Genomic DNA, 19,289 nt, shown 5'->3' with positions numbered 1-19,289 from the left:
CCTCAGATCACCTCGAGTTCGGCGCGCAGCGATCCCGCCGCTTTCATCGCCTGCAGGATGCTGACGAGGTCCATCGGCGTTGCGCCGAGCGCATTGAGCGCCTTGACGACGTCGGCAAGGTTCGCGCTGGCGCGCACATTGTGCAGGCTGCCCTGGTCCTGCTGGATGTCGACGGTGCCGCGCTGCGTGATGACGGTTTCGCCGCGCGAGAACGGCTCGGGCTGGCTGACTGCGGTATCGACGCCGACCGTCACCGTGAGGTTGCCGTGCGCCACCGCGACGTTCTGCAGCATCACGCCCTGGTTCATGACGACCGAGCCGGTGCGCGAATTGACGATGACTTTCGCCCCCTGCTGCACCGGCGTGACCTCGAGGTCTTCCAGCTTGCCGAGGAAGCTGACGCGATCCGAGACGTCAAGCGGCGCGCGCACCTGGATGCTGCGCCCGTCGAGCGCCTGTGCGGTGCCGGCGGAAGTTGCGAGGTTGATCGCATCGACGACGCGCCGCGCGGTGCCGAAGTCGTTGTCATGCAGCTCGAACAGCACGAATTCGCCCTGGCCGAGCGTCGTCGGCACCGCGCGCTCGACTGTCGCGCCGCCCGGCACGCGCCCTGCCGACAGGTGGTTGATCGTCTGCGACGAGCCGGCCGCCGATGCGCCCGCGCCGCCGACCAGCATGTTGCCTTGCGCCATCGCATAGACCTGGCCGTCGGCCCCTTTCAATGGCGTCATCACCAGCGTGCCGCCGCGCAGGCTCTTCGCGTTGCCGACCGACGAAACCGTGATGTCGAGCTGCTGGCCCGGGCGCGCGAACGGCGGCAGGCTCGCGGTCACCATCACCGCGGCGACGTTCTTGAGCTGCAGGTTGGTACCGGGCGGCAACGTTACGCCCATGTTGCCAAGCATGTTGATGATGCTCTGCACCGTGAAGGGCGTCTGCGTCGTCTGGTCGCCGCTGCCGTCGAGGCCGACGATGAGGCCGTAGCCGACGAGCTGGTTGTCGCGCACGCCGGCAACTGACGCGAGATCCTTCAGCCGCTCCGCGCCCGCTCCGCCGCAGCCGAGCATCAGCACGAGCGCGCAGGCAGCGGCGCGAAAGCGCTTGCCCGGAATCTTCTGCGCGTCATTGCGAAACATCATTCACTCCCCGATCAGCAGCGGTCAGTCAGAACGGCAGCACGATATTGAAGAAGCGCTGCATCCATCCCATCGTGTTCGCCTCGTCGATATAGCCGCTGCCCTTGTATTCGATCCGCGCATCGGCGACCTGCGTGGACTGCACGGTGTTCGCAGCGGTCACCGTGGTCGGGTTGACGACGCCGGAAAAGCGGATGAACTCGTTCCCCTGGTTGATCGCGACCTGTTTTTCGCCGGATACCAGCAGGTTGCCGTTCGGATACACCTCGATGACGGTGACGGTGATCGTGCCGTTGAACTGGTTGTTCGCCTTCGAGGCACCCTCGCCGGAGAACTCGGACTCGACGCCTGCTTCGACATTCATCCCCGCGAGCCCGGCGAAAGGCACACGCGACGCCGCCGTGATGCCGCCTTCGACGTCCGAGTCGCGCGTCGCGCTGCTGTTCGCGGCCTTCTGCGCGGCGTTGCGCTCGACGAGGTTGATCGTCAGCGTGTCGCCGACGAGCCGCGCTCGTCTGTCCTCGAACAGCGGCCTTGCCTGCCCCGGCTGGAAGATCGCGCCGGTTACCGGAACGCTCTGCGCGCGCGCTTCCGGCCGCGCGGTCATCGGTTGATGCACGGCCGTCGGTGGCGTCGAATAGATCGACGCGCAGCCCGGCAGCAGCGCGGCAACGAGTGCCGCAAGGACATGCCGCCCCGCCTTGGTCGCGCGAGCGCTCACAGCTGCGTCAGCCTGCCGAGCATCTGGTCGGAAGTCTGGATCGCGCGCGAATTGAGTTCGTAGGCGCGCTGCGTCGCGATCATGCTGACGAGTTCCTCGGCGACGTTGACGTTCGAGGTTTCGACATATTGCTGGTTGATGACGCCAGCGCCGTTCGTGCCCGGCGCATTCGGCGTCGCGACGCCGCTCGATGCGGTCTCGAGGAACAGGTTCTCGCCGGCGCTCGACAGCCCGCCCGGGTTGACGAAAGTCGCGAGCTGGATGTTGCCGACGACCGTAGGCGTCGCCTGTCCGGCCTGCAGCACGCTGACCGTGCCGTCCTTGCCGATGGTCACCGACTGCGCGTCGTTCGGGATGATGATCGCCGGTTCGAGCGGATAGCCGCTGGCGGTGACCATCTGGCCCTGCGCGTCGAGCTGGAACGCGCCGTCGCGCGTGTAGCCCGACGTGCCGTCGGGCAGCGTCACCTGGAAGAAACCGGCGCCCTGCACGCCCATGTCCAGCGCATTGCCGGTCTGTTGCAGGTTGCCCTGGGTATGGATGCGCTCGGTCGCGACCGGACGCACGCCGGTGCCGAGCTGCAGGCCGCTGCCGATCTGGTTCTGCTGCGTGTTCTGCGCGCCGGGCTGGCGAATCGTCTGGTACAGCAGATCCTCGAAGATCGCGCGCGAGCGCTTGAAGCCGTTCGTCGAGACATTGGCAAGGTTGTTCGAGATCACGTCCAGCTGCGTCTGCTGGGCCTCGAGGCCCGTCCGGGCGATCCACAATGAACGAATCATGATGCTGGCTCCCTTTCCTGGGCAGGCAGGCGATCTGCCTGCAAGTGTCGTGGCCAGTCTAGGCGGCGGCCGGCCGCTTCAATCGCCGGAACACCCGCCCAAAAGGCCCGTTAATTCCGTCGCGAGACGCCGCTGCCGGCTAGCGGGCCGCGAGCACCTGCGCCGCTGCCTGGTCGTTCGACTGCGCGGTCTGCAGCATCTTGGTCTGCATGTCGAACTGGCGCGCCAGCCCGATCATCGACACCATCTGGTCGACGACGCTGACGTTGCTGCCTTCGAGGTAGCCGCCAGCGACCTGCACGGCCTCGTCACGGGGTGCGGCTCCGCCGTCGCGCAGCCGGAACAGCCCGTCGTCGCCGCGCACGAGCGAAGGCTCCGGCGGATTGACGAGCTTCAGCTGGCCGAGGTTGTTCACGACGTTCTGCGCGCCGCCGCCGCGCATCGCCGAGATCGTGCCGTCCTTGCCGATCAGCACTTCGTTGTCCGGCGGAATCGTGATCGGACCGCCGTCGCCGAGCACCGGCAGGCCGTTGCGCGTCTGCAGCACGCCGTTCGGGCTGACTTCGAGGCTGCCGTTGCGCGTATAGCCTTCGGAGCCGTCGGGCAACTGCACCGTCAGCCAACCCTTGCCCTCGACCGCGACATCGAACGCACGCCCCGTCTGCTGCAGCGGTCCGGCTTCGAAGTTCGTCGCGACGCTTGCATCGACGACGAAGGCGCGTGTCGGCAGGCCGTCGCCTTGCACCGGCACCGCGCGCAGCTTGTGCAGTTCGGCACGAAAACCGGTCGTCGTCGCGTTCGCGAGGTTGTGCGACACTGCGGCCTGCTGGCCCATCGTGTGTTTCGCGCCGGTCATCGCGGTGTAGATCAGACGGTCCATGGCCCGCTCCCTTTTTTCTTTTCCTCTCCCTGCCCGCCCCCCGGGACGACATCGGGGAGTCATTCAGACGGTATTTATCCGAGATTGACGATGGTCTGCAGGATGGTGTTCTGAGCCTGCACGGATTGTGCGTTCGCCTGGTAGTTGCGCTGTTGGACGATGAGTTGCACAAGCTCCGCGGTGAGATCGACGTTGGCTTCCTCGACCGCACCCGCGTTGAGCAGCCCGAGGTTGGCACTGCCGGGCACGCCAACGCTGGACGGCCCCGAGGCCGGCGACTGGGCCCACATGTTGCCCCCCAGCGACACCAGCCCGTTCGGACTGCGGAAGTTCGCCAGGACAACCTGCCCCAGATCGCGGGACTGGCCATTGCTGTAGCGCCCTTCAATGACGCCATCATCGCCGACGGAGACACCCGTCAGCCGGCCCGGCGCGAATCCGTCCTGGTCCGAGGGAACATTAATCCCGAACTCGCCGCCGTACTGGGTCGTACCGCTGAAGTCGATCCGCAACTCGGGGGTTTCGAGACCGGGCACAAGGTTGGTGCCGAACAATTCCTCGAACGCCGGGCCGGTTATTGGCGATGGCGTAGTCAACACGCCGCCGGTGTTGAACGACAGCGTCGACGACAGCGGCGTCGGCGCCGCTGGGAGCGCAGGCCGTGGGGACTTCATCACGTCGACGCCATCGACCTGATAATAGACAGTCCAATCGTTGTCCACCTCTTCGAGCTTTGGCGGGTCGGCCTCCGGATCCGCTCGCTCGCCGTTGCGGACGAAATACATCGTCAACGTCTTGGGGTTGCCGAGGCTGTCGTACAGGGTCGCCGAGGTGGCATTGTTGTATGACTTGGGGTCCGCGGCCGAAAACACTGCTGTCTCGGGCAAGTGGTTTCTGGAATCGAGATTGACCCCGAGGCTAAGCCCCGCCTTGTCGTTAGTGTCGGTCTGCGTAACGCCGGTTTGTTGCGGCGCCCCTCCTGCCAGCGACGGATTGACGACGATGTCACTGACGACGCCCGTCAGGATGTTCCCATTGGCATCGGTGCCATAGCCGGACAGCCGATAGCCTTGAGCATTGACGATGAACCCGTCCTTGCTGATATCGAACTGGCCGTTTCGCGTGAAGGCTTCCGTTCCATCCGGCGCCCTGACGCGAAAGAAGCCGTTGCCGTTGATCGCGAGGTCCAGCGGGTTGTTCGTGACGGTCACGTTGCCTTGGGAGAAGTTCTGGCTTACGGCGGCAATCGTCGTGCCGATTCCGACTTGCGAGTTGGCCCCCGTACCATTGAAAGAAGCAGCGAAAACATCCGCGAACTCGGCGCGCCCGGCCTTGAAGCCGACAGTATTCGAGTTCGCGACGTTGTTGCTGATGACGTCGAGCGCTTTCGACGCCGAAGCGAGGCCGCTCAATCCTTGCTGGAATGCCATGATCCTGTCCCTTGGAGTTCGGTAATCAGAGAATCTGCCGGATCTCGGACATCCTGAAGATGCCCAGATCGCCTATCTGCAGGTCGGTGCTTTTCGGTCCGCGCACCACGCTCGATACCGCGCCGAACTCGAGCGATTCGGCCGCGGCAGTCGTGTCGCCCGCCATCGCGGCGAGGCTTACGGTGTATTTGCCGTTCGCCGCACGGGTCCCGTCGGCGGCGGCGCCATCCCATTGGAAGTTGTGCGTGCCGGCGTCGAACGCGCCCAGATCGACGTTCGCGACTTCGAGGCCGTTCGCATCCTTTATGCTCATCGTGACCTTGTCGGCGGGCGCATCGAGCGAGAAGCCGCCGACCGCGCCGGCTTCGGTAAGCAGCAATCCCTTGCCCGGCACCAGCACGCCGCGGCCGACGAGCGACGCCGCCTGCATCGCTTCCGAGGACTGCTGGCCTTCCATGATCTGGCCGAGCATCGTGTTGAGCCGCTCGATGCCGTCGACAGTGCTGATCTGCGCGAGCTGCGAAGTGACCTGCGCGTTGTCGAGCGGATTCATCGGATCCTGGTTCTTGAGCTGCGTGGTCAGCAGCTTCAAGAAACGGGTCTGGCTGAGCTCCTCGGATTTTTCGGGAGCGGCGCTGTTGCGCGCGAGATTCGACATCACGGCATCGGCCGCCGAGGAGGTCCCGCTATTGACGGTTGTCATGATTGCTCCGGTCGTCCGCTCACTGGCCGATCGCCAGCGTGCGCTGCATGAGGGTTTTCGCCGTGTTCATGACTTCGGCGTTGGTCTGGTAGGCGCGCGAGGCCGAGATCATGTTGGTCATCTCCTCGACGACGTTGACGTTCGACATCTCGACATACCCTTCCGAGTTGGCTGCGGGATTGGCGGGGTCGTACGTGAGGCGGCCCGCCGCCGCGCTCTCGACGACCTCCGTGACCCGCACCCCCACTCCCCCCGGCCCGGCTACCGGCGTCGCGGTGAACACTACTTGCTTGGCGCGGTAAGGCTGGCCATCGGGGCCCGCGACGCTGTCGGCGTTCGCGAGGTTCGACGCGGTCGCGTTGAGGCGAGCGGACTGCGCATGCAGCGCCGAGCCCGCAATCGTGAAAACGTTCAGCATGCTCATGGTTCGCCCACCTCGCTCACTGGCCGTTGATCGCGGTCTGCATGCCGCGCAGCAGGCTGTTGATGAAAGTCACGCTCGCTTCGTATTGCACCGAGTTCTCGGCAAATGCCGCGCGCTCGACGTCCATGTTCACAGTGTTGCCGTCGACGCTCGCCTGGAACTCGCCGCGATAGCCGACATGAGGCTCGAACGACGTCCCCTGTCCGCCCGGGAGGTGGCGCGCCGAAGTGCCCGCGAGCGCCAGCGGTCCCCCACGCCCGCCCATCGCGCCCTTCAGCGCGGCGCCGAAATCCAGGTCGCGCGCCTTGTAGTTCGGCGTGTCCGCGTTCGCGATGTTCGACGCCAGCATCTGCTGGCGTCGGGCCTGCACGTTGAGCGCCGTCTGATGAAACTGCAACGCGCTGTCGAGTCGGGATTTCATGGCATCACCTCAAGGTCCTGCTGTCGCCGCCGTTACCGAAAACATGTGGGGGCATCGCACCTTTCATGCCAGCGATCTTAGTCGTCACCTCACCACGGGCTTGCGCCGATAAGACTGGAAATTACCGGTCAATTTCGCCGCTTTCGCGGCCGGCTTCGGCGGCGTGCCTGCCGGCCGGCGGAAAAACTTGCCGCCCGCGAAGGGGCGAAGCGGGAATGCGACGGCGGTTGCCGGGCGCACGCGGGCGTGGTGCAATCGCCCCATGCTGAAAAATCAATCCTTGCTTCGCCGATTTCCTGCCGCCGTCTTGGCGGCTGTCACGACCGCAATGCTGCTGCCCCTGCCGGCAGGCGCGCAGCAGCCTCCCGAACCCGTCGAGCGGACAGTGACGACATTTCTCGAGCAGCAGACTGCCGGCCTGCCGGGAAAAGTCGAAATCTCCGTCGGCGCGTTCGATGCGCGGAATAGCCTTCCGGCATGCGCGGCGCTCGAAGCCTTCCTGCCGGCCGGCACACGGGCGTGGGGACAGATCAGCGTCGGTGTGCGCTGCGACTCGCCGGCCCCCTGGACAGCTTATGTGCCGGCGCGGGTCGCGGTGATGGCCGAATATCTCGTCACCGCGCGCGCGCTTCGCGCCGGGCAGATCGTCGGCCCGGCCGATATCGAACGGCGGCACGGCGATCTCGCGGCGGAACCGTCCGGGACGCTCGCCGACCCGACGCAGGCGCTCGGGCACCCTGCGCGCTATGCGGTCGCCGCCGGCAGCACGTTGCGCGCCGGAATGCTGCGCCTCCCGCCCGCGGTGCGGCAGGGCCAGGCGGTAAAAGTCGTCGGCAGCGGCAACGGCTTCAGCGTGTCGAACGAAGGACGCGCCCTGAATGCCGCAGCCGAAGGCGAACCCGTACGGGTACGGATCGGCAATGACCAGGTTGTTTCGGGCCTCGCGCGCCCTGGTGGAGTCGTCGAAGTGCAATTTTGAGTGCGGGGCCGATGGACAGGCGGAACAGCCCTTGCTTTCGATCGCCGGGGTTCCCGCTCGGCGCCGGTCGCCCAACGCCACGGGTTAAAGTTTTCGCTGCGCGGACCGTTGACACGGTTAGAGAATATTTAATGGGAGTTGCGCCGTGAAGATCGAAGGTACCCCGAAGCCAGCCGGCTCCGTACCTGCCGCGGAGAGCCGGCCACGGTCGCAGCCCGTGGCGTCCAAACCCATCAGCGACGGCGAGAAGGTGCAGCTGTCGTCGCTGTCATCGAGCTTGAACAAGGCCGAAGCGGCAATGGCTTCGACTCCGGTCGTCGATCGTGGCCGCGTAAACGAAATCCGCCAGGCAATCAGCGAAGGGCGCTTCAAGGTCGACGCCAATCGCATCGCCGAAGGCCTGATCGACTCCGTGCGCCAGATACTCGACTCTCGGCGCGAATCGTGACTCCGCAACCGGAACTGCAGCGCCTCGCGGCGCTGATCGACAGCGAAGCGGCACTGCTGCGGGCCTTTCTCGTACTCCTCGAACGCGAGGAAACGCTCCTGATCGCCGGTGAGGCCGATGCGCTGCTCACCCTGACCCAAGAGAAATCGCACCACTACCAACAGCTGCAACGCGTGCACAACGACCGCGCCCTGCTGCTCGGCCGCTTGCGGCGCCCGAACGACGAAGCGTCGATTCGCGAACTGTGCGGGTCGCTGCCCGGCACGCTGGCCTGTTGGGAGGAGATTCGTAAACTCGCCTACAGCGCGCAACACCGCAACCAGATCAACGGCAAGCTGATCGTCGAACGGATGCAGCACAATCAGTTCGCGCTCTCGGTCCTGCTGACGGCGGCCGGGCAACCCCAGCTCTACAACGCCATGGGCATGACGCGCCCGCGCAGCAGCGGCCGGCATTTGGGCAGCGCCTGACGGCCCGCACCCCTTACCTTCCTCGCCTCACCCAGACTTCACTCTTCTTGCCCTTAGCGATTCCGCTTATCCCTCTTGGGATACCGTGGACGCGGTAGCGCGAGGTGAGCAGGAATTGATCGACACTGTTACACGCGGAATGTTTGACTTTCTTTCAATCTGTTGCTTTCATTATTGCCTTTCGTCCTGCGTCCGATCCGCTGGACGCTCACCACGCGACGCGATTTGACGAGGACGATCCGATGCAGAAGTTCATGTGCCTGCTACTCACACTTTGGGCGGGCACCTCCTCCCTTGCCGGTGCCGGGGAATTCGATACCACTGTGGCCATGCGCGCGAACAGCGCGACGACTTTCTACGTACAGGGAAAAATTGGCGGGCTGGGAGCTGTCGACCTGATGGTCGATACCGGTTCAGGCTACATGACCATCAACGAAGAGATGCTTGCCACCCTTCAAGGCGCCGGCCAGGCGCAATACATCAGGCAGTTGCGCGGCCGGCTTGCAAACGGCACCGAACTGGACGTGCCGGTTTATGCGATCAAGGCCGTGAGCATCGGCGACGGATGCTGGCTCAATAATGTCGAGGCGGCGGTATTCCCCGGAAAGACTCGCGCCATCCTCGGGCTCAACGCCCTGCAGCGTGCTGCGCCGTTCATCTTCTCGTTCGATCCGCCGCGCCTCGTCCTGAGCAATTGCGGAGCAGCCACCGCCGCCCGTACGAAGGCTGCCGACCTCGCAGCCTTCGACCGTTGAGAGAGCAACGTTAGGGAAGCAGTTCCCCCTGCGCATCCGTGTTCGGACTCCGATCTCCCCGTTCGGAGTCTTGCCAGCGAAGCGACTGGTCTTGCGACCGCGGCGCGGCGTCGCGGCTCGACTCTTCCAGTTCGAACGCCGAGAACTCGCTGATCGGCTGGTCGCCCGGCTCGAGTTCCACGTACTGCTCAGGCTGATACTCGGGCCTCGCCTTCAGTTCCTCTTCGCTCGCGTTGATGCGAAGCTCGCCATTGACATACTGCAACTGGTTCAGAGGAACAGTGATTGCCTTGTCGCCGACCCCGAGGAAACCGCCAGCCGAAATCACGGCCTGGATATCCTTCTCGTGGCGGCTATGCACGACCGCCTTCACCGAACCGATTTCCTCACCCCCCGGGCCGATGACATCCTTCCCGCGCAGTTCGCGAGGCGACATCGTGTAGACCACGCCGCCCGGATTAGCCCGTGAAGTGTCCATGCCGGGATGCGGACTCTGAGTGCCTTCGGCCTGGGGCATCCTATCGTGAGTTTTCGAGGCATCGCTACCAGCCCACCCGGGCGTCGCGACCAATACGGCAATTGCGCCGGCGAGCAACGACTTGCGATAGCTGATCTTCATCTCGTCCTCCTGCCTTGCGGCTCTGGTTGAGCAGTTCCCCCTCCGCAGAATGCGACGGGGCGTCGGAATGTCCGACTGCGAGCATGTCGTGCAAAAATCGGACCCGGCGACGCGGCAGTTCCCGGTGACGTTCAATAATTAATTCATGTGTTTGGTTTTATTTAGTTTTTTACCGACATCAACGGCCGTTCCGGGATTTTTCATGGAGACGACCACCGTTGCCACAGTGGCGGGCCTTGTCTGAACGCGTTAGCAACAATGCGGGAGAAAGCGTGAAAACATCCGCCATAACACATGCAAGATACTGAATAAAAATACTTTTTCATTCTTTAGAGCGCCGCTCCGCGCTTTGTCAATCTTTCGATGAACGCGAAGCACCCCTTGCCGTCGTTCAGGGGCGACACTCGACACCCAGTATTTTCAGCCGTTTACGCTCCTGGTGCGACCGCATGATCTCCGTTCCACTCTCATGTTTTCGTTACTTTTCAAGGGCTTGAGGTTTTCATGGAGTGATGGCCGTCGTTGTGACACGACAGATTCCGAGGATCGACAAGTCGTCAAAACATTTTCATGGAACATTCTCGGTCCCCATTCGTTTCAGTGAACAGGACAGCAGGCACGCCGACGTAGCTGCGGCGCGTCCGCTGACTCTTCAACCCACCCGCATGGAATACGGAAAATGAAAACACGCACTGCCAAGACCTTGCTCGCTGCCTGTCTCGTCACCGCGAGCCTCGCCGGACTCCCTCCCGCCATTGCCGCCGGCGGCCATGATCACGACAACGGTGCTGCCGCCCTCAAACTCAACGCCGGCAGCAGATGGCATACTGACGCCGCCCTCCAGCAGGGCATGCTGAAAATCCGCGCTGCTGTCGAACACAGCCTCCCGGCCGTTCACGGCGGCACGTTCACCGATGACCAGTACCGCTCCCTGGGCCACACCGTCGAAAACGAGATCGCCTACATCGTGCAGAACTGCAAACTTGCGCCCGAAGCCGACTCGGTGTTGCACGGCATCATCGCCGAACTCGGTGACGGGGTCGAAGTGATCACGGGCAAGAAGGCCGTCGGCGACCGCAGCAAGGGCGTAGTGCACCTGGTCAGGGCACTCGACAACTACGGCACCTACTTCGACCACCCGGCGTGGACGCGCGTCGCTACCGGTCACTGAGCTGCGACGCCGGGCAGAGGCATGGACGATGCGGACGCGGAGCGGGACAACGCCTTCATCGTCCTCGCGCGCGCCGGCGATGCGCGGGCCTTCGGCGAGATCGTGCGACGCTATCAGGATCGCGTGTTCAGCTTCATCCTGCGGCTCACCGGCACGCGCGATGAAGCCATGGACCTGACGCAGGAGGTGTTCATGAAAGCGTGGCAGGCGCTGCCCGACTGGCGTCCGGAGGCGCGTTTTTCCACGTGGCTGCTGCAGATCGCCCGCAACCTCAGCATCGACATGCTGCGCCGCCGACAGGTTGTCCAGTTCGCGCCGCTCGACGACGAACTCGACCTCGCCGACACAGCGATGGGTCCGGAAGCCTGCTACGCGACTCGCCAGCGCGACGCGCAGCTTGCCCAAGCACTGCAACGGATCCCGACCGAGCAGCGGGAAATCCTGCTGCTGCGCGAGGTCGAGGACCTCACCTACACCGATATCGCGCAGACGCTCGGCATCCGCCCCGGTACGGTGAAGTCGCGCCTCGCGCGGGCGCGTGCGGCATTGCTGGAACGGCTTGGGCGCAAGACAGGAGAGGGCCATGGCTGACCGTTGCCCGAAAACGCGCGCGCTGTCGGCATTGCTCGATGGCCAGACCCCGCCGCGACAGCGCCGTAATCTGCTCGCGCATATCGACCACTGCGCGGCTTGCGGGGAAATGCTGCGCGAACTGGAAACGCTGCGCGACCGGCTCCACGCGCTGCCGCCGGAGCGGCTCGGCTTCGATCTCGGCGCCGTGATCGAAGCCCGCATCCGGGCCCACTCCCGCCCGTCCGGGAGGACGCGGCGACCTGCGCTGCGCTGGCTCCTGTTTCCGCTGGGCGGAGCCGCGGCCCTGACGCTGGGTCTCCACCTCGGCAGCACGCTGCTCCGGCCCCCTGCCGGCGATGTGCCTCAGGGGCCCGCAATGCTGACGATGGCGGTGTTCGATCCGATCCCGCCCGGCAATCTTTGCCCCGTCCCGAAATCGTGCCCTTCCGGAAATGACTTCAGATGAAACCTTCCACGCTGCGCTTCGCCTTGATGTGTTCGGTCCTGGTCAATCTCGGCGTCGTGGCTGCGGCGGGCGTCCACATCCTGCGGCCGGCTTCGCCAGACACCGGGTCAGCCCCCTCCCTGCCCGTCCACCTCGGCCTCGAGGCGCGTCAACTCGAACGCTGGCACGCCGCCGAGCAACCTTTCCTGCGCCAGTTCAGCGACGCCGCCGCGCGCATCGAAGCTCATCGTGCGGAAATGATCCGCGCAATTTTCGCGCCGAACGTGGATCGCAAGGCGATCGAAGCCGAGCGCGTTGCCATCGCCAGCCTGCAACACGAGCAGCAACGACTGATGATCGAGCAGTTGCTTGCCGAACGCGAAATCCTCGACGAGGCACAACGCGCCCGTCTCGCGCGACTCCTGCTCGCGCAGCCGGACAAACCGTCACTGCTGCAGGATCTGCACGGGCGGTGACGGGGGAACGATATGCAGAGTGCCGATGAGGCCGGGGCCGGGCTCCCCCGAGAGATTCGCTTCCGATGCGGTCTTCACCGAAAAAGGCTTCGCACAGAAACAAAAAAGCCACTCTTTCGAGTGGCTTTTTTGCGGGAATTCTTGGTCGGGGAAAGAGGATTCGAACCTCCGGCCCCTGCGTCCCGAACGCAGTGCTCTACCAGGCTGAGCTATTCCCCGACGCCCTGCAGCGATCAGTAATTCCTGACAACTGCAAAGTCTGATAATTGTAGCAGCGCATCTTTGAAAATGGAAGGGGGAAGTACCTCGAGAGCGTCGGTCGCAAGCTTTGCCTCGGCGCGCGCCCAACGCCGTGCCTCCTCGAGCGCGCCGGTTTCACGGATTGCCGCCAGCACTGCTTCGAAGTCCTCGCGGCCACCACTTTCGATGGCGTTGCGCACCCGCGCGGCCTGCTCCGTAGTGCCGTGCTTCATCACGTGGATCAGTGGCAGTGTGGGCTTGCCTTCGGCCAGGTCGTCGCCGAGATGCTTGCCGGTGGCCGCTTCGTCGGACGAATAGTCGAGGACGTCGTCGATGATCTGGAAGGCGGTGCCCAGATGCATGCCGAACGCGGCCACTTTTCGTTCCTGCTCCTCATTTGCGCGCCCCAGGATGGCGCCGAGGCGTGTCGCCGCCTCGAAAAGCTTCGCGGTCTTGTAGCGGATCACGCGCAGATAATCCTCGATTTCGACATCCGCGTTGTGACAATTGAGCAGTTGCAGGACTTCGCCTTCGGCGATGATGTTCGTCGCGTCGGCCAGCACCTGCATCACGCGCATGTCGTTGACACCGACCATCATCTGGAACGCGCGCGTGTATAGGAAATCGCCGACCAGCACCGAGGCGGCATTGCCGAACAGCGCATTGGCCGTCTTGTTGCCGCGACGAAGCTCGGACTCATCGACGACGTCGTCGTGCAGGAGCGTGGCGGTATGGATGAACTCGACGACCGCCGCAAGTTGGTGATGCGACTGCCCCTGGTAACCCATCGCGCCTGCGGAAAAGAGCACCAGTGCGGGCCGCAGCCGCTTGCCGCCGCTATGGATGATGTATTCCGCGACCTGCCGGATGAGGACGACGTCCGAGTGAAGACGTCCACGAATGACCGCGTCGACTGCCTGCATGTCGGCGGCAATCGGCGCGTAGAGCTGCTGAGTCGACAAGGCGGGGCACTCGCGGAAAAAAGGCGGATGTTATGGGGGTGGCCGGCGTGGCGTCAACACGACTGCACGCCGAAGCCGGCAGGATATCCCGTGCTGCTCCTGTGTCGCGTCACCGATGCGCGTACCACATCGGGCCGATCGGTGATGATGCAATCGACGCCCCAGTCGAACAAGGTTTGCGCACGGCCCGGGTCGTTCACGGTGTAGGTCGCGACCCACAGGCCCGCCTTACGGGCCTCGATGATGGTGGAACGATCCAGATATCGGGCGTCCGCATGCAAGGCCGCCGCACCGACGCGGCGACAGCGCTGCAGCCAGTCCGGCGGCGCCCGCTCGACGAGCAGCCCGCGAGGAAGATGCGCGGCAAGCTGCGCGGCAACTTCCAGCGCGAGCTCGGAAAACGATGACAGCAGCGGCGGAAGCGCAACCCCGGCCCAAAGTTCGCCGGCACGGCGCGCGACGACGCGGGCGGTCTCGTCGTCCTGCCCCGTCGCCGGCTTGATCTCGAGGTTCACGGACAGTCCGAGCGAAATGCATCGTGCAGCCGCCTCGTCTAGCGTCGGCACCCTTTCGCCGGCGAAACGCGCATCGAACCACCGTCCCGCGTCGAGCGCGCGGAGGTTTTCGTCCCGCGTCAGGGCGACGCGCCCGTGGCCGTCAGTCGTGCGCCCGAGGGTTTCGTCGTGGATCAGCACCGGCGATCCGCTGCCGCTGAGCATCACGTCGAACTCGACGCCCCCACATCCGGCCTCGGCCGCCGCGGCGAGGCCTGCCAGCGTATTTTCGGGCGCGAGCAGACCGCCGCAGCGATGTGCCAGCACCGGGGCGAGCGGCCAGGAACGAGGCGGCGTCATCGTAGTGCCAAACGGATCACCGCAGAACCGGCGCCCCTGTCGCCTGAACCCGCGCCACCGCATTGTCGAGCGCTTCCTTCGCCGGTTTGCGATCCGCCCACACCGCGCTGAGTTCTTGGTCGAGGATGTCGAGCATGCGTGCACGACCGGCGATCGGCGACGCACTGGACTCGACCGTGGCCGGCTTGTTGTTCAGCTGCGATACGGCGACCTTGATGTTCTCCAGGTCCGGCCCGAGCACCTCGCTCTGGGTTGCGAACACGCCGGCGCGGTTCAGCGGCAGATAGCCCGATTCACGCTGCCACGCGACCTGGTTCTCGGGCTGCAGCCAGAAGCCGACGAAGCGCGCGATCGCCTTGTACTCGGCGGGCCGCTTGCCGGCGGCGACCCACATCGCGGCGCCGTCGGCGAGAGTGTTCTGCGGAGCACCGGGGAAGTCCTCGTGGTACGGCAAAGGCGCAATGCCGACTTCGAACTCCGCCGTCCGCCGAAAATCGGTCCAGCTCGCCGACGGCGCGGCGATCACCGCGCATTCCCCGCTCGCGAACCGTTGCTCGGCCTCGCTCTCGGCGCCGAAGATGCGCAGATAGCGGGCGCGGTGCCAGCTCGCCATCATTGCCACGTGCTTGACCTGGAGCATGCCGTTGAACGACGGGCGCTCGCTCTTGCCCTGGCGCGCCGACACCGGCTCGTTGTGCCAGGCGCTGGTGTTCTCGATCATCACCCGACCGGGCTGCGACACTGTGTAGGGGCACGTCGAACCCGAATCGAACAGCTGCCCGAGCGCCTGTTGCAGTTCGAACCAGGTTTTCAGCGGCGCGTCGGGATCCAGGCCGACGCGGCGGAATTCGCCGCGATTGATGTACAGCACGGGCGTCGACAAGCCGACCGGCAGTGCGAGCAACTGGCCCTTCGCATCGACCAGTGCGCGCGTCATGATCGCCGGCGGCTTGAGTGCCGGCAGCGGCACGCCGCCTTCGCGCATGACGGCCGACAGCGCCTTGTAGCGCGGCTTTCCGGCGAGAAAGCGTTCCATGTCCTCGCCCGGCAGGATCATCAGGTGAGGGGAGCCGTCATCGCTCCAGGTACCTGTCCTGACACTGAGTCGATAATCCTTGCTGCGCTCGTTGAAGCGCTCGACGAGCTGCTTCAGCGCCTCTTCCCGCTTCGGGCCGAGCTGGTGGACGAGGTGGATCTCCTTCGGCTCGCTCGCTACTGCGGCAGGCGGACGCACAACCGCTTTGGCCGCATGGGCGACACCCACCCCCATCCCCAGCAAACCTCCTCCGCACAGCAGCAGCGCGGCCCATTTCCTTGCGATTCCGGTCAGCACTCTCATTCTCCAATCCTTCACGTGACACCTGCACTTCGAACCTTCACAGTATAGAGTTCCCTGATGTCGCCGAGTCCGCTGCAGGCGGCGGACCATCAAGATTTCGGTGGCGATGACGTTAACCGCTTCAGCTTCCCACCCCGGTGTCCTCCTGCCCATGCTCGCGCAACGCCTGACTCCCCTGCTGCTGCTCGTCGCACTCGGCGGCTGCGAGCAGATCGGCATCCTGCTGGAACTGCCCGATCCGAAAAAGGAGGCGGCCGTTGCGGAAGCGGAAGGCAAAGCCATCGGCGGAGCATGCCGCCATTCCGGCCGCTCGCTCGAGGATTGCTACCTGCTCAATGCCAAAGCGCAGAAGGCAGCGGTGTTCGCGGGCTGGCGGGAAATGAACGACTACATGATGCAGAACAACATGCAGTCGATACCCTCGCAGCTTTCGCAGCCCAACGCCCCGTCGGCGCTTTCGTCGGGCGCGGCCGGCGCGAAGGAAATCGACGAGACCGCTACGCCGGCTGCGGCGGACGGGGAGCGTCGCCCGCGCCGCGCACCCACGACGTCCTGAAACTGCCTTGGGCGAAAAGAAAACTTGCCGTCGCCCGGGCGCCGACTTGCCTTATCATCCGCGGCGACCCGAAACAACACGCTTGCCGCAAAACGGACCCGATGCCCGCCACTTCACCGAATCGTCTCGGCCTGACCGCCTCCGGCCTGCTCGCGCTGTGCCGCGCCGGGTTTGAAAAGGAAGTCGCCGCCGAACTGGACGACTTCGCTGCCGGCATCGGGCTGATGGGCTTCGTCCGCGCCCGCCCCGGCAGCGCGTTCGCAACGTTCGAATCCCACGAGCCGGTCGCATTTGCGGACCTCGCCGAACGCTGCGACTGGCGCACGCTGATTTTCGCGCGCCAGCTGCTGCCGTGGTTTGCCCGGGTCGCCGACCTGCCCGAACGCGACCGGGCGACTCCGATCGCCACGGCGACGCGCAATGCCGGCCAGCGCTTCGCCCAGCTGATGCTGGAAACTCCCGACACCGACGAGGCCAAGCAACAATCCGGCTTCTGCCGCCGCTTCACCGTGCCGCTGCAGCATGAACTCGAAAGGATCGGCGCGTTTCGCGAAGGCGCGAAAGGCCTTCCCGAACTGCACATCCTCTTCCCCGACCCCTCCACCGCGTGGCTGTGCGCCGCACTCCCCGGTCAGGCCGCGCTGTGGCCGATGGGGATTCCGCGTCTGCGCATGCTGCGTGAGGCCGCCAGCCGTTCGACGCTCAAGCTCGCCGAAGCGATCTTCACGCTGCTGACCGAAACCGAGCGCAACGCGAGCCTGCGGGCAGGGCTGCGCGCCGTCGACCTCGGCGCTGCGCCCGGCGGCTGGACGTGGCAGCTCGCGCATCGCGGTCTGCGAGTGACGGCAGTCGATAACGGCCCGATGGCGCCTTCAGTGATGGCGACCGAGATGGTCGAGCACGTACGCGCCGACGGCTTCACATGGCGCCCGCAGCGACCGGTCGAGTGGATGGTCTGCGACATGGTCGAACAGCCGACACGGATCGCAGCTCTGGTCGCCGACTGGATTGCGACCGGCCGCTGCCGCAGGACGATCTTCAACCTCAAGCTGCCGATGAAAAAACGCCTCGAGGCCGTCGAACAGTGCCGCGCGCTGATCACCAAGCGCCTCGCCCAGGCAGGTCCGTTCGAGCTGCGCTTCAAGCACCTGTATCACGATCGCGAAGAGATCACCGGCTACCTCGCGTTGCGCACTGCGGCAGTCTGATCCGCCTGCCTTTCTCCGGCCCGGTCTGCCCCGTCGGGAAATCACATGCCCCGTCGGAAGCCGTCGAGTTGTACGGGTATGTATAATGGCCGGTTTAAAGCACCCGGCCTGCCGGATGGCACGAGCCCTCCCGGAACCGTTCCGTTCCGGATACCGTTCATGCAATCGCCTCTCCTGGCATCGCATCTCGCGCGGCAGGCCCATATCGAAGAAAGGCGCCTATGAGCTTCGCCGACCTCGGACTGATCCCCGAGTTGCTACGTGCAGTAGCCGAATCCGGCTACACCACCCCCACCCCGATCCAGCAGCAGGCGATCCCGGTGGTCCTGTCCGGCCGCGACGTCATGGGCGGCGCCCAGACCGGCACCGGCAAGACCGCGGGCTTCACGCTCCCGCTGCTGCAGCGCCTCGCGCGCCACGCCAGCACTTCGACGAGTCCCGCGCGCCATCCGGTACGAGCGCTGATCCTCGCGCCGACGCGCGAACTCGCGATGCAAGTCTTCGAGTCCGTCAAGACCTACAGCAAGTACGTCCCGCTGCGCAGCACGTGCATCTATGGCGGCGTCGACATGAAGCCGCAGATCCAGGAGTTGCGCAACGGCATCGAGATCGTCGTCGCGACGCCAGGGCGGCTCCTCGACCACGTCCAGCAGAAAACCATCCAGCTCGGCCAAGTCGAGATGCTCGTGCTCGACGAAGCCGACCGCATGCTCGACATGGGGTTCATCCCCGACATCCGCCGCATCCTCGACCTGCTGCCCGCCGCGCGCCAGAGCCTGTTGTTCTCGGCGACGTTCTCGGACGAGATCAAGAAGCTCGCCGACCAGATGCTGAAGGAACCTCAACTGATCGAAGTCGCGCGCCGCAACATGGTGTCCGAAACGATCACCCACCGCGTGCACCCGGTCTCCGCGGGCCTCAAGCGCAACCTGCTCGCGCATCTGCTGCGCCATGAGCCGGACACGCAGGCGCTGGTGTTCGTCGCGACGAAGCTCGCGTGCGGTCGTCTCGCGCATTTCCTCGAGCGCCACGGCATCGCCGCCGATGCGATCCACGGCGACAAAGGCCAGGCGCAACGCACCGACACGCTCGAAGCCTTCAAGTCCGGCAAGCTACGGGTGCTCGTCGCGACCGACGTTGCTGCGCGCGGGCTCGACATCGACGACCTGCCGTCGGTGATCAATTTCGAACTTCCGCATACCGCCGAAGACTACGTGCATCGCATCGGCCGCACCGGGCGCGCCGGGCGTCAGGGCAACGCGGTGTCGCTGGTGAGCGCCGAAGAGAAACACCATCTTGCGGAAATCGAAAAGCTCATCAAGCTGCAGATTCCGCAGGAAATCGTGCCGGGCTTCGACCCCGAGCCGGATTTTTTCGAAACCGGCAGCCGCAGCCGGCATGGCCGGCGCAGCGCCGGCAGCGCTCCCGAAGCGACGAAGGAAACCGGCCAGAAGACAGCTCCTGCGCCGCGCGATGCCCGGCCCGCATCGTCCTCGCGAAGCAGTGAAGTCCGCCGGCGTCCCGGACGATCGACAATCGCCTCGGACGGGTTCGACTACACCAAGCCCTATCAACCAGCAGCTGCGTCGACCGACCTGAATCGGCCGGCAGAGCAGGCCGCAGAAGGGCCGACATCCGGCTCGCCGCGTCGCACCCAACGCCCGATCGCGGTGCTGCTCGGCGGCCTCGGCCGGAAATAG

23 protein-coding genes and 1 tRNA gene are annotated in these 19,289 nt (G+C 65.1%); 11 read left to right on the top strand and 13 right to left on the bottom strand.

Features of this window, described 5'->3' with window-relative positions; translation table 11 throughout:
- Nucleotides 1–2: 2 nt before the first annotated feature.
- The 8 genes from GO608_RS07280 to flgB form a co-directional block, all read right to left on the bottom strand.
- The gene (locus GO608_RS07280) at nt 3–1,067 is read right to left on the bottom strand and encodes a flagellar basal body P-ring protein FlgI (RefSeq protein ID WP_247003015.1); all 1,065 of its coding nucleotides are present in this window, start codon (nt 1,065–1,067) and stop codon (nt 3–5) included.
- Nucleotides 1,068–1,164: 97 nt separating this feature from the next.
- Nucleotides 1,165–1,857, bottom strand: coding sequence for a flagellar basal body L-ring protein FlgH (locus GO608_RS07275; protein ID WP_247002928.1), 693 nt, complete (start codon nt 1,855–1,857; stop codon nt 1,165–1,167).
- Complete coding sequence (gene flgG / locus GO608_RS07270) at nt 1,854–2,636, bottom strand: flagellar basal-body rod protein FlgG (RefSeq protein ID WP_169198720.1); 783 nt, start codon at nt 2,634–2,636, stop codon at nt 1,854–1,856. Before flgG ends, GO608_RS07275 begins: the two co-directional genes overlap by 4 nt.
- Before the next feature lie 139 nt (nt 2,637–2,775).
- Nucleotides 2,776–3,516: a flagellar basal-body rod protein FlgF gene (flgF, locus tag GO608_RS07265; RefSeq protein WP_169198721.1), complete on the bottom strand. Its 741-nt coding sequence runs from the start codon at nt 3,514–3,516 to the stop codon at nt 2,776–2,778.
- 74 nt (nt 3,517–3,590) lie between these two features.
- The gene (gene flgE / locus GO608_RS07260) at nt 3,591–4,946 is read right to left on the bottom strand and encodes a flagellar hook protein FlgE (RefSeq protein ID WP_169198722.1); all 1,356 of its coding nucleotides are present in this window, start codon (nt 4,944–4,946) and stop codon (nt 3,591–3,593) included.
- A gap of 25 nt (nt 4,947–4,971) precedes the next feature.
- Nucleotides 4,972–5,649 carry a flagellar hook assembly protein FlgD gene (locus tag GO608_RS07255; protein WP_169198723.1) on the bottom strand — a complete coding sequence of 226 codons (678 nt, stop codon included), beginning with the start codon at nt 5,647–5,649 and terminating at the stop codon, nt 4,972–4,974.
- A gap of 19 nt (nt 5,650–5,668) precedes the next feature.
- The gene (gene flgC, locus GO608_RS07250) at nt 5,669–6,073 is read right to left on the bottom strand and encodes a flagellar basal body rod protein FlgC (RefSeq protein WP_169198724.1); all 405 of its coding nucleotides are present in this window, start codon (nt 6,071–6,073) and stop codon (nt 5,669–5,671) included.
- A gap of 16 nt (nt 6,074–6,089) precedes the next feature.
- Nucleotides 6,090–6,494, bottom strand: coding sequence for a flagellar basal body rod protein FlgB (gene flgB / locus GO608_RS07245; RefSeq protein ID WP_169198725.1), 405 nt, complete (start codon nt 6,492–6,494; stop codon nt 6,090–6,092).
- Between the two features lie 328 nt (nt 6,495–6,822).
- Between flgB and flgA the strand changes: the two genes are divergently transcribed.
- The 4 genes from flgA to GO608_RS07225 all read left to right on the top strand — a co-directional run bounded on the left by flgA (nt 6,823) and on the right by GO608_RS07225 (nt 9,146).
- The gene (gene flgA / locus GO608_RS07240) at nt 6,823–7,473 is read left to right on the top strand and encodes a flagellar basal body P-ring formation chaperone FlgA (protein WP_247002926.1); all 651 of its coding nucleotides are present in this window, start codon (nt 6,823–6,825) and stop codon (nt 7,471–7,473) included.
- 145 nt (nt 7,474–7,618) lie between these two features.
- Nucleotides 7,619–7,921: a flagellar biosynthesis anti-sigma factor FlgM gene (gene flgM / locus GO608_RS07235; RefSeq protein WP_169198727.1), complete on the top strand. Its 303-nt coding sequence runs from the start codon at nt 7,619–7,621 to the stop codon at nt 7,919–7,921.
- Nucleotides 7,918–8,391: a flagella synthesis protein FlgN gene (locus GO608_RS07230; protein ID WP_169198728.1), complete on the top strand. Its 474-nt coding sequence runs from the start codon at nt 7,918–7,920 to the stop codon at nt 8,389–8,391. Before flgM ends, GO608_RS07230 begins: the two co-directional genes overlap by 4 nt.
- A gap of 143 nt (nt 8,392–8,534) precedes the next feature.
- A complete protein-coding gene (locus GO608_RS07225; RefSeq protein WP_247002924.1) occupies nt 8,535–9,146 on the top strand; it encodes a retropepsin-like aspartic protease family protein in 612 nt (203 codons plus the stop codon).
- A gap of 10 nt (nt 9,147–9,156) precedes the next feature.
- Here GO608_RS07225 and GO608_RS07220 read toward each other — a convergent pair whose 3' ends face one another.
- On the bottom strand, nt 9,157–9,765 hold the full coding sequence (locus GO608_RS07220) for a PRC-barrel domain-containing protein (protein WP_169198729.1): 609 nt from the start codon (nt 9,763–9,765) through the stop codon (nt 9,157–9,159).
- A gap of 679 nt (nt 9,766–10,444) precedes the next feature.
- Here GO608_RS07220 and GO608_RS07215 point away from each other — a divergent pair.
- Genes GO608_RS07215 through GO608_RS07200 form a run of 4 tightly spaced genes read left to right on the top strand, consistent with a single transcriptional unit; the run spans nt 10,445 to nt 12,430 of the window.
- Nucleotides 10,445–10,936: a hypothetical protein gene (locus tag GO608_RS07215; protein WP_169198730.1), complete on the top strand. Its 492-nt coding sequence runs from the start codon at nt 10,445–10,447 to the stop codon at nt 10,934–10,936.
- Between the two features lie 21 nt (nt 10,937–10,957).
- Nucleotides 10,958–11,527 (top strand): RNA polymerase sigma factor, encoded by a 570-nt coding sequence (locus GO608_RS07210; RefSeq protein WP_169198731.1) that lies wholly within the window; start codon nt 10,958–10,960, stop codon nt 11,525–11,527.
- A complete protein-coding gene (locus GO608_RS07205; protein WP_169198732.1) occupies nt 11,520–11,975 on the top strand; it encodes a zf-HC2 domain-containing protein in 456 nt (151 codons plus the stop codon). The genes GO608_RS07210 and GO608_RS07205 overlap by 8 nt, the downstream gene beginning before the upstream one ends.
- On the top strand, nt 11,972–12,430 hold the full coding sequence (locus GO608_RS07200; protein ID WP_169198733.1) for a periplasmic heavy metal sensor: 459 nt from the start codon (nt 11,972–11,974) through the stop codon (nt 12,428–12,430). Before GO608_RS07205 ends, GO608_RS07200 begins: the two co-directional genes overlap by 4 nt.
- Nucleotides 12,431–12,572: 142 nt before the next feature.
- On the opposite strand, the gene GO608_RS07195 is transcribed toward GO608_RS07200, so the two are convergent.
- The 4 genes from GO608_RS07195 to GO608_RS07180 all read right to left on the bottom strand — a co-directional run bounded on the left by GO608_RS07195 (nt 12,573) and on the right by GO608_RS07180 (nt 15,756).
- A tRNA-Pro gene (locus GO608_RS07195) sits at nt 12,573–12,649 on the bottom strand.
- Nucleotides 12,650–12,663: 14 nt separating this feature from the next.
- Nucleotides 12,664–13,632 carry a polyprenyl synthetase family protein gene (locus GO608_RS07190; RefSeq protein WP_169198734.1) on the bottom strand — a complete coding sequence of 323 codons (969 nt, stop codon included), beginning with the start codon at nt 13,630–13,632 and terminating at the stop codon, nt 12,664–12,666.
- A gap of 53 nt (nt 13,633–13,685) precedes the next feature.
- Nucleotides 13,686–14,486, bottom strand: coding sequence for a glycerophosphodiester phosphodiesterase (gene ugpQ, locus GO608_RS07185; RefSeq protein ID WP_169198735.1), 801 nt, complete (start codon nt 14,484–14,486; stop codon nt 13,686–13,688).
- A 16-nt stretch (nt 14,487–14,502) separates the two neighbouring features.
- Nucleotides 14,503–15,756, bottom strand: a complete 1,254-nt coding sequence (locus GO608_RS07180; protein ID WP_169198771.1) for an extracellular solute-binding protein — start codon at nt 15,754–15,756, stop codon at nt 14,503–14,505.
- Between the two features lie 220 nt (nt 15,757–15,976).
- On the opposite strand from GO608_RS07180, the gene GO608_RS07175 reads away from it, so the two are divergent.
- The 3 genes from GO608_RS07175 (at nt 15,977) to GO608_RS07165 (ending at nt 19,289) form a co-directional block, all read left to right on the top strand.
- On the top strand, nt 15,977–16,381 hold the full coding sequence (locus tag GO608_RS07175; protein WP_247002921.1) for a hypothetical protein: 405 nt from the start codon (nt 15,977–15,979) through the stop codon (nt 16,379–16,381).
- Between the two features lie 101 nt (nt 16,382–16,482).
- Complete coding sequence (rlmM, locus tag GO608_RS07170) at nt 16,483–17,589, top strand: 23S rRNA (cytidine(2498)-2'-O)-methyltransferase RlmM (RefSeq protein ID WP_169198736.1); 1,107 nt, start codon at nt 16,483–16,485, stop codon at nt 17,587–17,589.
- 221 nt (nt 17,590–17,810) lie between these two features.
- The gene (locus GO608_RS07165) at nt 17,811–19,289 is read left to right on the top strand and encodes a DEAD/DEAH box helicase (protein ID WP_169198737.1); all 1,479 of its coding nucleotides are present in this window, start codon (nt 17,811–17,813) and stop codon (nt 19,287–19,289) included.

The sequence above is a fragment of the Aromatoleum buckelii genome (assembly GCF_012910785.2).
Taxonomy (GTDB): domain Bacteria; phylum Pseudomonadota; class Gammaproteobacteria; order Burkholderiales; family Rhodocyclaceae; genus Aromatoleum; species Aromatoleum buckelii.
The sequence above is the reverse complement of the archived record's forward strand: the minus strand, read 5'-3'. Positions and strand labels throughout refer to the sequence as shown.